This window comes from Pseudomonas sp. IT-P74 (genome assembly GCF_949768175.1).
Lineage (GTDB): Bacteria > Pseudomonadota > Gammaproteobacteria > Pseudomonadales > Pseudomonadaceae > Aquipseudomonas.
In genome coordinates this window covers 419,861-433,889 of record NZ_CATKQD010000022.1, presented here as the reverse complement: position 1 = coordinate 433,889, position 14,029 = coordinate 419,861, and the positions used below count along the sequence as shown (strand labels likewise).

At 62.5% G+C, this 14,029-nt stretch carries 15 protein-coding genes; 12 read left to right on the top strand and 3 right to left on the bottom strand.

All coding sequences use genetic code 11. The features are described from left to right. The first annotated feature begins 66 nt into the window (after positions 1-66). The 9 genes from ACM6J5_RS15895 to ACM6J5_RS15855 all read left to right on the top strand — a co-directional run bounded on the left by ACM6J5_RS15895 (position 67) and on the right by ACM6J5_RS15855 (position 8,422). Positions 67-927, top strand: a complete 861-nt coding sequence (locus ACM6J5_RS15895) for an ABC transporter permease (RefSeq protein WP_056727353.1) — start codon at positions 67-69, stop codon at positions 925-927. Further along, a complete protein-coding gene (locus ACM6J5_RS15890) occupies positions 924-1,730 on the top strand; it encodes an ABC transporter permease (protein WP_414928922.1) in 807 nt (268 codons plus the stop codon). Before ACM6J5_RS15895 ends, ACM6J5_RS15890 begins: the two co-directional genes overlap by 4 nt. Then, positions 1,723-2,802, top strand: coding sequence for an ABC transporter ATP-binding protein (locus tag ACM6J5_RS15885; protein ID WP_414928921.1), 1,080 nt, complete (start codon positions 1,723-1,725; stop codon positions 2,800-2,802). Before ACM6J5_RS15890 ends, ACM6J5_RS15885 begins: the two co-directional genes overlap by 8 nt. A 32-nt stretch (positions 2,803-2,834) precedes the next feature. Continuing rightward, the gene (locus ACM6J5_RS15880) at positions 2,835-4,118 is read left to right on the top strand and encodes a nucleotide disphospho-sugar-binding domain-containing protein (RefSeq protein WP_414928920.1); all 1,284 of its coding nucleotides are present in this window, start codon (positions 2,835-2,837) and stop codon (positions 4,116-4,118) included. After that, a complete protein-coding gene (locus tag ACM6J5_RS15875) occupies positions 4,111-4,479 on the top strand; it encodes a cupin domain-containing protein (protein WP_150673308.1) in 369 nt (122 codons plus the stop codon). Before ACM6J5_RS15880 ends, ACM6J5_RS15875 begins: the two co-directional genes overlap by 8 nt. 137 nt (positions 4,480-4,616) lie before the next feature. Continuing rightward, entirely contained in the window at positions 4,617-4,961 is a 345-nt protein-coding gene (locus ACM6J5_RS15870) for a cupin domain-containing protein (protein ID WP_056727343.1), read from the top strand. Positions 4,962-4,966: 5 nt separating this feature from the next. Then, positions 4,967-6,040, top strand: coding sequence for an aminoglycoside phosphotransferase family protein (locus tag ACM6J5_RS15865; protein WP_414928919.1), 1,074 nt, complete (start codon positions 4,967-4,969; stop codon positions 6,038-6,040). Next, positions 6,021-7,529 (top strand): aldehyde dehydrogenase family protein, encoded by a 1,509-nt coding sequence (locus ACM6J5_RS15860; RefSeq protein WP_414928918.1) that lies wholly within the window; start codon positions 6,021-6,023, stop codon positions 7,527-7,529. Before ACM6J5_RS15865 ends, ACM6J5_RS15860 begins: the two co-directional genes overlap by 20 nt. A gap of 26 nt (positions 7,530-7,555) precedes the next feature. After that, positions 7,556-8,422 carry an NTP transferase domain-containing protein gene (locus ACM6J5_RS15855; RefSeq protein ID WP_414928917.1) on the top strand — a complete coding sequence of 289 codons (867 nt, stop codon included), beginning with the start codon at positions 7,556-7,558 and terminating at the stop codon, positions 8,420-8,422. Here the strand turns inward: ACM6J5_RS15855 and ACM6J5_RS15850 are convergent. Further along, positions 8,419-9,378: an HlyD family secretion protein gene (locus ACM6J5_RS15850; protein ID WP_095946353.1), complete on the bottom strand. Its 960-nt coding sequence runs from the start codon at positions 9,376-9,378 to the stop codon at positions 8,419-8,421. The two genes, ACM6J5_RS15855 and ACM6J5_RS15850, sit on opposite strands and share 4 nt — an antisense overlap. Positions 9,379-9,381: 3 nt before the next feature. Further along, positions 9,382-9,753 (bottom strand): DUF3302 domain-containing protein, encoded by a 372-nt coding sequence (locus ACM6J5_RS15845; protein WP_150725365.1) that lies wholly within the window; start codon positions 9,751-9,753, stop codon positions 9,382-9,384. Positions 9,754-9,904: 151 nt separating this feature from the next. Between ACM6J5_RS15845 and ACM6J5_RS15840 the strand changes: the two genes are divergently transcribed. Continuing rightward, positions 9,905-10,567 (top strand): hypothetical protein, encoded by a 663-nt coding sequence (locus tag ACM6J5_RS15840; protein WP_095946351.1) that lies wholly within the window; start codon positions 9,905-9,907, stop codon positions 10,565-10,567. Positions 10,568-10,644: 77 nt separating this feature from the next. Continuing rightward, positions 10,645-11,727, top strand: coding sequence for a sterol desaturase family protein (locus ACM6J5_RS15835; protein WP_095946350.1), 1,083 nt, complete (start codon positions 10,645-10,647; stop codon positions 11,725-11,727). 227 nt (positions 11,728-11,954) lie between these two features. Here ACM6J5_RS15835 and ACM6J5_RS15830 read toward each other — a convergent pair whose 3' ends face one another. Further along, positions 11,955-12,713 (bottom strand): DUF899 domain-containing protein, encoded by a 759-nt coding sequence (locus tag ACM6J5_RS15830; protein WP_414928916.1) that lies wholly within the window; start codon positions 12,711-12,713, stop codon positions 11,955-11,957. A gap of 84 nt (positions 12,714-12,797) precedes the next feature. On the opposite strand from ACM6J5_RS15830, the gene ACM6J5_RS15825 reads away from it, so the two are divergent. Beyond that, the gene (locus ACM6J5_RS15825; RefSeq protein WP_414928915.1) at positions 12,798-14,018 is read left to right on the top strand and encodes a helix-turn-helix domain-containing protein; all 1,221 of its coding nucleotides are present in this window, start codon (positions 12,798-12,800) and stop codon (positions 14,016-14,018) included. The last annotated feature ends 11 nt before the right edge of the window (positions 14,019-14,029 follow it).

Below are 14,029 nucleotides of genomic sequence, written 5' to 3'. Positions count from 1 at the left end.
GGCCTGCCCGGCATGCCTCGCCACGCTTGCAAGCCGCCTCTGTCCTGAGGCGGGAGGATAGAGTTAATGAGTGCTTTGCATGCTGACAGGCGTCTGTCGGCCTGGCTTCTTGCGCCCGGCTTCGGCTGGCTGCTGATGTTCCTGGTGATTCCGTGCCTGCTGGTGCTGGTCTACAGCTTCGTTGAACGCGGCGCCTACGGTGGCATCGACTGGTTGTTCACCTGGGAAAACTACCAGCGCGCGTTCGATCCGCTGTACCTGGGCATCCTGCTCAAATCGGCGAAGATCGCCGGGCTGGCCACGGTGTTCGCGGTGTTGATCGGCTACCCGGCAGCCTACGCGATTGCCCGTGCGCCACGGCGGCGTCAGGCGGTGTACCTGTTTCTGGTGATGCTGCCGTTCTGGAGCAACTACCTGATCCGCACCTACGCCTGGATCGTCCTGCTCAACCGCGAAGGCCTGATCAACCGCCTGCTGCAAATGCTCGGCTACAGCGGCGAACCCATCAGCCTGCTGTACACCGAATCGTCCGTGGTGCTGGGGCTGGTCTACAACTATATCCCCTTTGTGATCCTGGCGATTTTCTCCTCGCTGTCGCGCATCAACAACGAACTGTGGGACGCCTCGAAAGACCTCGGCGCCTCGGGCTGGATGACCTTTCGCCGGATCATCCTGCCGCTGAGCGTGCCGGGTATCGCCGCAGGCGCGGTGTTTGTCTTCGTGCTGAGCATCGGCAACTTCATCACGGCCGACCTGTTGGGCGGCAAGCAGGTGCAGATGGTCGGCAACCTGATCTACTCGCAATTCCTCACGGCGCGGGACTGGCCGTTCGGTGCGGCGCTGAGCTTCTTCCTGATCGCGATCATGTTGATCCTGTTGTTCATCCAGGCCCTGGTGGCCCGTCGTGCAGAAGGGGCGCGCTCATGAGTCAGTCTCGTTCTGTCAGCGCCACCGTGCTGGGTTCGCACCTGGGGCTGGTGTACGCCTTCCTTTATATACCGATCCTGGTGTTGATCCTGCTGTCGTTCAACAAGTCCGGATTGCCCACTGCCTGGGGCGGCGTGTCGCTGAAGTGGTACGCGGCGCTGGCGCACAACACGGCGATCCTGTCGGCGGCGCTCAACACCCTGATCGTTGCCTTGTCGGCCACCTTCATCGCCTGCGTGCTCGGCACCTTCCTGGCCCTGGGCATCGAGTTGCGCCGCAAGGACAACCATAAAGGCCAGGTGGTCGACACCTTGCTGATGGCGCCGATGATCATTCCCGACATCGTGCTGGCGATTGCGCTGCTGAGTTTCTTCAACCTGCTCAAGGTCGGCCTGGGGCTGCACTCGATCATCATCAGCCACGCCGTGTTCAACATCGCCTTCGTCTGCGCGGTGGTGCGCACGCGGCTCAAGCACTTCGATTATTCGATCCTTGAAGCCTCGATCGACCTCGGCGCGAGCTGGTTCACCACGTTCCGCCGAGTGCTGCTACCGGTGATTTTTCCCGGCGTGCTGGCGGGCGGTTTGCTCTCGTTCACCCTGTCGGTGGACGAATTCATCATCGCCTTTTTCAACTCCGGCTCCGGCCAGGCCTCGACCACGTTGCCCATGCAGATCTACGCCATGATCCGCTTCGGCGTCACCCCGGAAATCAACGCTCTGGCGACGCTGGTGATGCTGGTCAGCATCACCGCGCTGCTGGCTTCGCAGCGTCTCAACAAGGCTCCTCGCACCCATGAATAATTCATCTGCGGTACTGATCCTGGACAAGGTCAGCAAGTCTTATGGCAACGGCCTGGCGGTCAACGAGGTGTCGCTGAGCATCCGCGAGAACGAGTTCTTCGCGCTGCTGGGGCCGTCGGGCTGCGGCAAGACCACGTTGCTGCGCATGCTTGCCGGTTTCGAGACCCCCAGCGGTGGCTGCATCTATCTGGATGGCAATGACATCTCGCCGCTGCCGGCGAACAAGCGGCCGCTGAACCTGATGTTCCAGTCCTACGCGCTGTTTCCCAACATGACCGTGCGCAAGAACATTGCCTACGGCCTGGAAATGGAGCGCCTACCGGAAAGCGAAATCCGCCGCCGGGTCGATGAAGTGCTAAGCACCGCGCAACTGGGTGAACTGGCCGAGCGCAAGCCCGATCAGCTGTCCGGCGGTCAGCGTCAACGGGTGGCGCTGGCACGGGCATTGGTCAAACGCCCGCGAGTGTTGCTGCTCGACGAACCCTTGGGCGCCCTCGACAAGAAGCTGCGGGAAAAGATGCAACTGGAACTCAAGCGCCTGCAACACGAGAGCGGCATCACCTTCATCATCGTCACCCACGACCAGGAAGAAGCCCTGGTGATGTCCGACCGCATGGCAGTCCTGGATGGCGGCAAGGTCTGCCAGTGCGGCAGCCCGACCGAACTCTACGAAAACCCCAACAGCCGTTTTGTCGCCAACTTCATCGGCGTCAGCAACCTGCTCGAAGGCGTGCGCTCGGGCCAGCATTCGGTGCGGGTCAACGGCCACGAGCTGAGCGTCGAAACCGACGCACCGCTGGTGACCGGTCAATCCGTTGCCGTGGTGGTGCGCCCCGAACGCTTACAGGTGCTGACGGAGCAGGGCGGCGATTGTGCCAATCAGGTCAGCGGCAAGATCGTCGAAGTCGCCTACCACGGCCTCGACACCAATCTGCACGTGCAGACTCCCCTCAGCGACAAACCGCTGATCGTACGCGTGCCGTCCTCACAGTTCGAATTCGCCCATTTTGCAATCGACACGACCATCCGGCTGGGCTGGCAGGCCCGGCATGCCCGCGTATTGACGCGCTGAACAATAAAAAGACCAGGCAGGAGCAGCACTCGATGAAACAGAAAGTGATCGCATTCTTTCCGGAAGCCGCTTATGGCCCGGCGCTGAACTCAGTGGGTATCGCCCAGGCCTGTGAAGCCCTGGGGCACAAAGCGGTGTTCCTCACCGACCCGGGCATGAGCGGTGTTTACGCCGGTTATGGTTTTGAAGAGCACATGGTCAACATGTCGGCGCCGATGCCGGCCGAAGAGATGGCCCGCTACTGGGTGGATTTCATCAACGGCCACATTCCGAACTTCCGCAAGTCGCCGCTCGACCAGATCGACAACTACGTCAAGGAATGCTGGGCGGCCATCGTCGAAACCGCCAAGTGGGCGCAAAAGGACCTGCCGGCGGTGCTGGACAAGGTCAAGCCCGACCTGATCTGCGTGGACAACGTGATCCTGTTCCCGGCGATCAAGCAATACGGCAAGCCGTGGGTGCGGATCATTTCCTGCTCGGAAAACGAGATCGAAGACCCGGATATCCCGCCGCACCTGTCGGGCATGAGCATCGACGACAAGACCGGCCACGCGCAATTCCGCCAGCGTTTCGAGGAGGTGGTCGGGCCGATTCACGACGACTTCAACCAGTTCCTCCAGGCCCACGGCGAGGAACCCTATCCGCTGGGCACATTCTTTGAAGCCTCACCGTTCATGAACCTGCTGCTGTACCCGGATGCGGTCAAGTTCGACCGGCGCCATCCGCTGCCGGCCGAGCGTTTCCATTACCTGCAAGGTTGCGTGCGCCACGACACGCCCTACGAGATTCCGCCGTTTCGCGCCCACAACGACAAGCCGCTGCTGTACGCCAGTTTCGGCAGCCTCGGTTCCGGCGATGTCGAGCTGCTCAAGCGCCTGATCGAGGCGGTGGGCAAGCTGCCTTACCGGGCGCTGTTCAACGTCGGCGAACACCTCGACGAGTACCCGGACCTGCCGGACAACGTGCAGATTTCCAACTGGTTCCCGCAGCCGTCGGTGATCGCCCAGGTCGACGCGGTGATCCACCACGGCGGCAACAACAGCTTCACCGAGTGTCTGTTCTTCGGCAAACCGGCGATTGTCATGTCCTACGTCTGGGACGGCCACGACAATGCCATGCGCGCCGAAGAAAGCGGCCACGGCTTCAAGCTCGATCGCTATGAGTGGAGCGAAGAACAGCTCGCGGAAAAACTCCACGCGTGCCTCAACGACGAGGCGATGCGCCAACGGCTGCAGCGCACCAGCGCGCAGATGCAATCGCGCAAGGGGCCGCAAGACGCGGCCGCGATTCTCGACAAGGTGCTCAACGATGCCTGATTCATCCACCACGGCGGGTATCACGCCGTACCTCGAAGCCGTCAGCAGCCGCACCGACCTGGTGGACTGGGGTGTGCAGAGCGACGCCGTCGAAGGCGTCTCGCATTCCAGCGGACGCTTGCTGTTCAAGGGCCCGAACAATAGCCCGGAAACCGGACTGTGGGTGTGCACCCCCGGCCGCTGGCGGTTGTCGATTCCACGGGACGAGCTGTGCCATTTCCTCGCGGGGCACGCCACTTACCGTAACGACAACGGTGAAGTGATCGAAGTGCGCCCCAACACCCTGGTGCTCTTCCCGGCCGGCTGGACCGGTGAGTGCCACGTCCGGGAAACCCTGCGCAACGTGTACATGCTGGCCTGAGCCTGAATACCCCACCCCTGTAGGAGCGAGCTTGCTCGCGAAAAACGCCAGGACAACGCAGTCATCCAGACAGCGCGCGTCATCGTTGACGTCCTTCGCGAGCAGGCTCGCTCCTACAAAAAAACTGGAGAAGATGAATGACTACCCCGTTTCTATACGACCCGCTGAGCATCACCGATGTCAAGGATTGGGGCGTGATCCCGACCATGCTCGAAGGTGAGTCCCGTGTCTCTGGTGTGGTGCTCCACAAAGGCCCCGAAGGCCAGTCCGAATGTGGCATCTGGATCTGCACCCCGGGCAAATGGTTCTGCCATGTCACCAGCGACGAGTTCTGCCACTTTCTCGAAGGTCGCTGCACTTACGTCCATGAGTCCGGCGAGGTGATCGAGATCAGGCCGGACACCGCCGCCTTCTTCGGCAAGGACTGGAAGGGTGTGTGCACCGTCCACGAGACCATCAAAAAGGTCTACATGATCCGGTGATCGCCATGACAGATGCTTTGGCGTCATTGCCAACCCGTGAAGACCAGCGCACCGCCTTTCTGGCCCGCGCCGGTTACGCCGGGGCCCTGCTGGTCGCTTTGCCGGCGGATGCTTCGACCCGGCGATATTTCCGCATGGAGGGCGCGGGTCTGTTGCTGATGGATTCGCCTCCCGACAGTGAGCCCATCGGCCCGTTCGTGCGCATCGCCCGGCAGTTGCAGGGGCTGGGCCTGTCCGCGCCGGCCTTGCTGGCGGTGGACGAGGCGGCGGGGCTGGCGTTGATCGAGGATTTCGGTCACGACACCTACACCCGGCTGCTGCTGGCCGGGCACTCGGAGTCGGCGCTGTATCACCTGGCGGTCGATACGCTGGTGGCCTTGCATCGCGCAGCGCCAGCGGCGGAATTGGCGCCTTACGACGAACCGCGACTGGCGCACGAGTACGCGCTGTTTATCGATTGGTACGTGCCGCTGCTGATCGGCAAGGACGCGGCGCAGAACCTGCGCGATGAGTATCTGGCGCTGTTTGCCGATGCTTGTCGCGACGTTGCAAAACGCCGCGAAGCCCTGGTGCTGCGCGACTTTCACGTCGACAACCTGATGCTGCTGCAAGGCCGTGAAGGCGTGGCGGCCTGCGGCTTGCTGGATTTCCAGGACGCCCTGGTCGGGGCGGCGGCCTATGACCTGATGTCGCTGCTCGAAGACGCCCGGCGCGATGTGCCCGAAGCGCTGCGGGCAGCACTGATCAGCCATTACCTGTTGCAGCGCCCGGAGCTGGATGCGCCGGGTTTTCTCGAAGACTACCGGCGCCTGGCCGCCCAGCGTCACGCCAAGGTGCTGGGGATTTTCGTGCGCCTGGCCGGCCGTGACGGCAAGCACGGTTACCTGGCGCATTTGCCGCGCACCCTGGGTTTGTTTGTCCGCGCCCTGGACGCCGAGGCCTTTGCGCCGCTGCGCCAATGGCTCGACCTGCAAGTGCCGGGCTGGCGTGAAGAATTGCCCGCCGAGACCCTGGCGACGTTGCGCGAAACCCCTTATCGATTGGTTCAAGGATCATCCCATGGCCACGTTCAACACTGACACCGCATTGCGTTTCATCAACTCCGAGTTTCTGCCGCTAACCGCCGGTCGTGTGCGCGAAGTGCTCGACCCGGCGACCCTGCAACCGGTCGGGCAAGTCGGCGTGTGTGGCGAAGCCGATGTGCAAGCCGCCACCGATGCCGCCACCGCCGCGCAAAAACAATGGCGCGTAGTGGATGCCAAAAGCCGCGCCGCGCGCCTGCATCAACTGGCCAACGCCATCGAGCAGAACCTGGCCTGCAACCGTGAAGTCGCACGCCTGATGACCCTGGAGATGGGCAAGCCGTTTCCCGAAGCCATGGGCGAGCTGGCCAACTGCGCGCCGATCTTTCGCTACTACGCGGAAATGGCCCGGGACGATGCCGGCAAGGTCGCCGGTACCACGCAGATCGGCTCGTTCCAGCATGTGCGTTACGAGCCGTACGGCGTCAGCGTGCACATCATGCCGTTCAACTTTCCGATCCTGCTGATGTGCTGGACGGTCGCCGCGTCACTGGCGGCGGGCAATGCCTGCATCATCAAGCCGGCGGAAGCCACGACCCTGTGCACCCTCAAGTTCATGGAGCACTTCGCCGCGCTACTGCCGGGGCTGGTGTCCTGTGTGCCAGGTGATGCAGCGACTGCGCAGTTGCTGGTGCAGTCAGCGCAGACCCACGCGGTGGCGTTCACCGGCAGCGTTGCGGCAGGCAAAGCGGTGGCCGTGGCCTGCGCCGAACGGATGAAACCTTGCGTGATCGAGGCCGGTGGCAGCGATCCGCTGATCATCTCCAGGCACGCACCGCTGGACGTGGCGGCGGCGGGAGCGGTGACGGCGGCATTCCACTTGAGCGGACAAATCTGTACCTCGGCGGAACGCTTCTACGTCGTTGATGAAATCCATGACGAGTTTGTCGCGAAATTCGCCGAACGCACCCGTGCCTTGCGCATTGGCCATGGCCTGGAGCGTTCGGAGATCGGGCCGATGGTCAGCGAGGCGGCACGCAACAAGGTCATGCGCCTGGTCGATGACGCCGTGGCCAAGGGCGCGACAGTGGTGTGTGGCGGGCGGATTCCGCCCGGGCACAGCGTCGGCTGGTTCTATGAGCCGACCATCCTCACCGGCGTGACTGGCGACATGGCGATTCTGCAGGAAGAATGCTTCGGTCCGGTGGCGGCGATCTGTCGGGTCAGCGATTTCGATGAGGCGGTGCGCTTGGCCAACGACTCGCCGTTCGGCCTTGGCGCCTCGCTGTTTTCCACGGACCTGGCCGAAGCCATGGAAGCCGCTGAGCGTCTGGAGGCGGGGATGGTCTGGGTCAACAACCCGCTGATCGACAACGATGCGCTGCCGTTCGGTGGCTGGAAGATGTCGGGTCTTGGGCGCGAACTCGGGCGTCAGGGGCTGGAAGCGTTCCGCCGTTCGAAAATGGTCATCATCGACCACCAGCCGAAAATCCAGGACTGGTGGTATCCCTACGCCGATGACGTGTTCTATCGCGATCCGGCCTGAAGCCCGATGCACACAGGAGGATTGTGATGAGCGACAACATGGGATGGCCGACCCTGGCGGTGATTCTCGCTGCCGGGCAGGGCACGCGCATGCAGTCGCCGCTGCCCAAGGTCTTGCACCCGGTGGCCAACCAGCCGCTGCTTGGCCATGTGCTGGCGGCGGTGGAGGCGGCGGGCATCGAGCAACGGGCGGTGGTGGTAGGCGCCGGCGGCGGGCAGGTGGTCGAGTACCTGCAACAGGTGGCACCGACGGTGCAGGTGTTCACCCAGCACCAACAACTGGGCACGGCCCATGCGGTGCTCGCGGCCCGACCGGCCTTGCAGGCGCAACAGGGGTGTGTGCTGGTGCTGTTTGGCGATTCACCCTTGATCACCCCTCAGACCTTGAATCGCTTGCGCAGGGCATTGATTGACGGCGCAGCGGTGGCGGTGGCGGGTTTCCATACCCAGCAACCGCGACCCTATGGGCGATTGCTGGTGAAGGACGGTCGTCTGCGGGCCATCCGCGAAGCCAAAGACGCCAGCCCGCAGGAGCTGGACATCAACTTCTGCAATGGCGGCGTCATGGGCCTGCGTGCCGACACCTGCCTGTGGCTGCTGGAGCGTATCGGCAACCGCAACGCCCAGGGTGAGTACTACCTCACCGATGCGGTGGCGGTGGCCAACGAGTCGGGGCTTGCGGTAACGGCCGTGGAAGTGGATGAATTCGACGTGATCGGGGTCAATGACCGCGAGCAATTGCAGGTCGCCGAGCAGTTGTACCAGCAGCGCAGAATCAAGGCGTGTTCCATGCAACGGGTTGCCTCGGCGACCGCAGAGAACGTCGAGCCGGCCGTGGCGGCGGCAGCTGACCCAATTCAAGGATTGAGTCAGTTGCCATCGCTACCCGGTTAGTGGAACGGGAAGATGTAGTTCATCCAGGCGGCCATGCGCAGAAGGATTTTGCGCATCATCGCGATGTGATGGAAATGCTGGCTGTACAACGCCGCCTGACCGTAGGCGCCGCCGGGCATCTGGCTGGCGTACTGGGCATAGTCGGGGTCGGTGATTTCAATGATCACCGGAACCCGGCCGGCCGGTGGTGAGCCGGTGAAGCTGATCAGCGTGCCCGACGGTTGGATCTGGCCTTCGGCGATCACCGAAACGACGGTCTTGACCTTGCCTTCGAAAACCTTGCCTGGAATGCCGTCGAAAGCGACTTCGGCCTCGTCGCCTTCTGTCAGGCGCAACAGGCTGTTCTGACGCATCCACGCGGAGAAGTAGTGCCCTTCAGCGGGAATGAAGACCATCGAAGGGCGCAGCGGCAACTTGGTCGCCATCATGCCCGGACGCAGCGAAACGTGGGTGACGAAGCCTTTGCTCGGCGCACGGACCGTGGTGTTGTCGAGTTCGTACTGCGCGCTGTCCAGTTGTGCCTTCAGGTCATCACTGCGCGCGACCACCATGTCCAGTTCCCGTTGGGTACTGAAATTACGCTTGATCAGCTCGGTGATCCGCGCGCGATCGGCCTGGGCGGCAATCAGCTGTGCCTTGAGGGATTTGAGCCGGTATTCGAACGGCGCCGGGTCGATGCGAAACAGCACATCGCCTTTTTCCAGGGGCTGGTTGGTCTTTACCGGCACGTCGATCACCTGGCCGCTGACCACCGGTATCACCGGAACCGATACGAAATAGGAACGCGCCACCTCGGAGTAGGGGTGGTTGTAGTTCATCGTGAAAATCAGCGCGCCGATAATCACGATCCCACCCAGCACCGCCGTGGGCACCGTCCATTTGTTCAGGGGGATGCGGAAGATCTTGAAGATGGCTACGCACAGAGCGGCATACGTCAGAATGAGTAAGAGATCCATGGCTCAAATGCCCTCGCCGAGATTGTCCGTTGGCACCCGGTTCTGGGTCGTGCCCGTCGCTGCCTCCAGGCGCTCGATCCGGCCTTGCAGCTCGGCGACCTGCTGTTCGAGGTGAACCACATGACTTTTTGCTGAATGTCCGTCACTGAAACCCCAGCCCCGGTCCTCTCGATAGGCCATGGCCCAGATCCACAGGAACGGCCACAGCGCGTGCAGGGTGAACAGGCTGACCCAGCCGGTGGCGTGGATCGCATCCTGGTGAGGGTGGTTGCGGTGGACGGCGATTTCATAGGGGATGTCGTGGAGCAGAATGATCCCGTAGAACAGAACAAGCCCGACAAAGACCAGCAGGCCCAGGGCGAAGTAATCAAGCATGAACCACTCCTCTTGAAGCAGATAACGTGTGCGCCTGAGTGTAGTCGTTCAATCTACACTTGACGGGGATGCGGATCTCCAGCCTGGGCAGCCGGTGCCTGGCCGAAGCGTCGACCGATGACGTGCAAGCACTCCCCGACGAGGTGAATTCATGCCAACCAATGGACAATTCGAGAGGGCACCTGTACTGGACCCTGTCGAGCGCATTACCGAAGTGATCTTCGGCCTGCTGATGGCCATGACGTTCACCGGCACCATCAGCGTGGCCACCGCGGACCAGGCAGCTGAACGCACGATGATGATTGCCGCACTCGGCTGCAATCTCGCCTGGGGACTGGCCGATGCGGTCATGTACCTGTTGCGCGCACTGGTCGAGCGCACGCGCAGGATCAAGCTGTACATGGCCTTGCGCCACGGCACGGACGCCGCGGCCGGTCAGGCGCTCGTTGCGCAGGTGTTGCCGTTGCAATTGGCGACGGCGGCCGGCAGCGAGGGGCTGGAGTTGTTGCGCCGTCGGCTGCTCGATCAGCCCTCCTTGCCGATCAGGGCCGGTCTCGGCTGGAGCGACTTCAGGGGCGCCCTCGGCGTTTTCCTGTTGGTCGTGGGCTCGACATTTCCGCTGGTGGTGCCGTTCATACTGCTCGATCAGACGGCACTCGCCATTCGCCTGTCCAACCTGATAGGGCTCGTGGTGCTGTTCATCGCAGGCTGGATGCTCGCCAGATACGCGGGCGCCACGCAATGGCAGGGTGGGGTGATCATGGCCGCCACGGGGGGGGTGCTGATCTTTGCAATCATTGCGCTGGGCGGCTGACAGACGGACATAATTCAACACACTAAAGACTCATTCTCATTTACTATTGCCCTTCCATTTACGTCGGGCAGCCCGGTATGGATGTTCTCGCCGCAATCCATCTTTATTTTTCCCAGTGGGTGATCGAGCCGGTCACCCGGCAGTTCCTTGGCATTTTCGATGTCAACGGGCGACTCGGTCTATCCTTTCTCTGCATGTCTTACGGCGTCGCCTATTGCCTGTTCCGCCACCGAAAATCCCGGGGTTTGACCGACGCGCGTTCATTCGGGCAGTTCATCGGCGGCCGCCGGGTGTACCTGCATCGCTCGGCGTTGCTCGACTACCGCTACTACTTTGTACTCGCCATCCTCAAGGTTGCCCTGGTGTTGCCCATCGTCGGTCTGGTGGATCCGTACGTCTTGCGCTCAGCGGACTACATCGCGTTCTTCACCCAGCTGTGGGGCGCGCGTACGCAAGTGGAGGAGCACCTGGCGCTGACCCTGCTCTATGGGCTGGGCGTATTTCTGGTCAAGGACTTCAGTCATTACTGGGGCCATCGTGCTTTCCATTCGCGCTATCTGTGGGCCTTCCACAAAGTCCATCATTCGGCGCCAGTGCTGGTGCCGGCGACGGCCAGCCGCGTGCACTTTCTGGAAGAGGTGGTCGAAAAGCTCACGGACATCATCTGCGTCGGCGCCTTTGCCGGTGTCTTCTGGTACGCCTGCGGGGGCGAGATCAGTCGCTACACCTTGTTTGGCGTGACCTACATGGTGTTCATCTTCAATAGCCTGGCGGCCAACCTGCGCCACAGCCACGTCTGGTGTTCCTTTGGGCCGGTGCTGGAGCGGGTGCTGAGCAGCCCGGCGCAACACCAGATTCATCACAGCGATGCACCGCGACACTTCAACAAGAACTTCGGCATCAATCTGTCACTGTGGGACTGGATGTTCGGCACGCTCTACGTCACCCGGTCCACACCCGAGTCCATTCACTTCGGCACTGGTGAGAACGATCACGAGCGTTACCTGACGCTACGGGGATTGATCGTCACGCCTTTCATGGATATCGCGCGCAAACTCATCTCTGCAAAACGCCCGAAAGCACAGCCTCAAAACGGATCTGATCCGTATTTTTCAGCGCAATCTGCCTCTGTAACGGATACAGCCGCCAGCCCACAATAAGTCTTCGGTACGCCGTCGGGGCAGCGCACGCGGCCCCTGTACCGCCAATTCATAGTGTGGGAGGCCCCATGGCCAAGATGACGATTTTTCTCGGCGGTTTTCTGCTGTTGACCATCCTGATCGGCATGCTGGCGACGATTCCGCCGGCGTGATTACACACCGCAGATCACTCTGATTGCCTGGCGTGCCAGCTCCGTACCCATAGAGTGTCGACCCCGCCTCCGCGCTTACCGGTACTCATCATGCCGCCGCCACCAGGGCCCCGTTTCATTGCGGCCCTTGGGCGCGCGGTCGAGCCATTGGTACATGCCCCACAATCCGTCCAGGCCCCGGGCGTAGGTGGAATAGGTGTGATAGATCTCGCCGTCTTCCAGCACAAACGTACTCAGTCCTGGCCTGTCGCGGGTATAGGTCGGCGCATCGGTGCCACAGGTCGCGGCGAACTGTTTCACCGGTTCCGGTATTTCACTGGCATCCATGGCGTGCCCGCCGCGCTGGTAGTTGTACTCGACCAGGCCTTCGCGCTGTTGGGCTTCGGTGAAGTAGACGTTGAAGTCAGCGGTGAAGTCGCTGTCGGCAGCCGAGGCCCAGGGAAAGGTCCAGCCCATTCGGCGCTTGTAGGCCTGCAGTTTCGCCAACGGCGCGCGGGATATCGCCATCAGGGTCACGTCGTGGTTCGCCAGGTGGACGACGAGGGGGTCGAAGCCATCGGCGATGGCCGAGCAGGAAGGGCAGCCGGCCGTGTAGTCGGGGCCGAACATGAAGTGGTAGACCAGCAGCTGCGAGCGCCCTTGAAAGAGCTCGGCCAGGGTGGCGCTGCCGTTGTCGGTATCGAAATGGTACGCCTTGTCGAGCCGAACCCAAGGCAATGCCTGGCGTTGTCTGGCCACTTCATCGCTGCGTCGGGTCAGGGCCTTTTCCGCTTCGAGCAGTTGCAGGCGTGCCGCCAGCCATTGGTCCCGGGTCGCGGTTTTGTGCGCGTTCATCGTTCTGCACTCCTGGTGAAAGGTCGTGATTTAGACTAAACCCGGGTGTCAAATGATGGGAGTGACAAGCGTGGCGGGATTTCCATGGACTCGATGATCGCGGCCGCCGCACAGGCGCTGGCGGCGGGCAATCCGCTGGGTGCACTGGACCGCGTGGCCTTGCGCGACGATGCGCCGGCGCTGGCCCTGCGCGGTATCGCCATGGCGCAACTGGGCGATCTGGTGCGGGCCAGGGTGCTGGTCAAGCGTGCGCAACGGGCTTTTGCGCCCAGGGAAGTGCTGGCCCGGGCGCGCTGTGTGGTGGCCGAGGCCGAAATCGCCCTGGCTTCGCGGGAACTCGGGTGGCCGGTCAAAGCGCTCGAAACGGCGCGGGTCACCCTTGAACACCACGGTGACCGGGTCAATGCCGCCCATGCGCGCTATCTGCAAATCCGCCGTTTGCTGTTGATCGGGCATCTCGACGAGGCACAGCGGTTATTGGCCGAACTCGACCCCGACCCGTTGCCGCCGGCCTTGCGGGCAACCCATGAATTGGTGCTGGCGGGGATTGCCATTCGTCGCCTGCAATCGCACGAAGCCCGGGAGGCGTTGAACAGGGCCGGGCAGGCAGCCAGTCAAACGGGGATTGCCGCGCTGATCGCTGAGGTCCAACACGCGGCGTATCTGCTGGATGCCCCTGCGGCACGCCTGATTGCCCAAGGTGAAGTACGGCCACTGTTGCTCGATGACGTTGAAGCGTTGTTCTGTTCAACGTCCCTGGTGGTGGATGCCTGCCGGTACGTTGTGCATGGCTGTGGCATGTCGGTGCCGCTCGCGACGCGGCCTATCCTGTTCGTGCTCGCCCGTGCGTTGGCCGAGGCGTGGCCCGCCGACGTTGCGCGGGAAACGCTGATCGCCCGGGCGTTCCGTCTGAGGCTCTCGGATGAATCCCATCGCGCCCGGCTTCGTGTGGAAATCGGCAGGCTGCGTAAGGCGCTCAAGCCGTTGGCCGACGTCATCGCGACAGCCCGCGGTTATGCCCTGCAATCGTCGGTGTGTACGGAGGTGGTGGCGTTGGCGCAACCGGTCGAGGAAAAATTTACTGCGGTATTGGCCTGCCTCGCTGATGGCGAGTCGTGGTCGAGTTCCGCCCTGGCACTGGCTTTGGGTACCAGCCAGCGCACCGTGCAACGGGCGCTCGATACACTGGCGGAGCAGGGCAAGGTGCAGTGGTTTGGCCATGGTCGCGCACGGCGCTGGATGACGCCGCCCGTGCCGGGATTCGCGACGACCTTGTTACTCCCGGCGCCGCTGCCCGGTGGCTAGGATGAACGCCA

What these genes read in the sequence shown, in the direction of transcription:
- ACM6J5_RS15895 (WP_056727353.1), top strand. Translation starts at nt 67, where the DNA reads ATGAGTGCTTTGCATGCTGACAGGCGTCTGTCGGCCTGGCTTCTTGCG.
- ACM6J5_RS15890 (WP_414928922.1), top strand. Translation starts at nt 924, where the DNA reads ATGAGTCAGTCTCGTTCTGTCAGCGCCACCGTGCTGGGTTCGCACCTG.
- ACM6J5_RS15885 (WP_414928921.1), top strand. Translation starts at nt 1,723, where the DNA reads ATGAATAATTCATCTGCGGTACTGATCCTGGACAAGGTCAGCAAGTCT.
- ACM6J5_RS15880 (WP_414928920.1), top strand. Translation starts at nt 2,835, where the DNA reads ATGAAACAGAAAGTGATCGCATTCTTTCCGGAAGCCGCTTATGGCCCG.
- ACM6J5_RS15875 (WP_150673308.1), top strand. Translation starts at nt 4,111, where the DNA reads ATGCCTGATTCATCCACCACGGCGGGTATCACGCCGTACCTCGAAGCC.
- ACM6J5_RS15870 (WP_056727343.1), top strand. Translation starts at nt 4,617, where the DNA reads ATGACTACCCCGTTTCTATACGACCCGCTGAGCATCACCGATGTCAAG.
- ACM6J5_RS15865 (WP_414928919.1), top strand. Translation starts at nt 4,967, where the DNA reads ATGACAGATGCTTTGGCGTCATTGCCAACCCGTGAAGACCAGCGCACC.
- ACM6J5_RS15860 (WP_414928918.1), top strand. Translation starts at nt 6,021, where the DNA reads ATGGCCACGTTCAACACTGACACCGCATTGCGTTTCATCAACTCCGAG.
- ACM6J5_RS15855 (WP_414928917.1), top strand. Translation starts at nt 7,556, where the DNA reads ATGAGCGACAACATGGGATGGCCGACCCTGGCGGTGATTCTCGCTGCC.
- ACM6J5_RS15850 (WP_095946353.1), bottom strand. Translation starts at nt 9,378, where the DNA reads ATGGATCTCTTACTCATTCTGACGTATGCCGCTCTGTGCGTAGCCATC.
- ACM6J5_RS15845 (WP_150725365.1), bottom strand. Translation starts at nt 9,753, where the DNA reads ATGCTTGATTACTTCGCCCTGGGCCTGCTGGTCTTTGTCGGGCTTGTT.
- ACM6J5_RS15840 (WP_095946351.1), top strand. Translation starts at nt 9,905, where the DNA reads ATGCCAACCAATGGACAATTCGAGAGGGCACCTGTACTGGACCCTGTC.
- ACM6J5_RS15835 (WP_095946350.1), top strand. Translation starts at nt 10,645, where the DNA reads ATGGATGTTCTCGCCGCAATCCATCTTTATTTTTCCCAGTGGGTGATC.
- ACM6J5_RS15830 (WP_414928916.1), bottom strand. Translation starts at nt 12,713, where the DNA reads ATGAACGCGCACAAAACCGCGACCCGGGACCAATGGCTGGCGGCACGC.
- ACM6J5_RS15825 (WP_414928915.1), top strand. Translation starts at nt 12,798, where the DNA reads ATGGACTCGATGATCGCGGCCGCCGCACAGGCGCTGGCGGCGGGCAAT.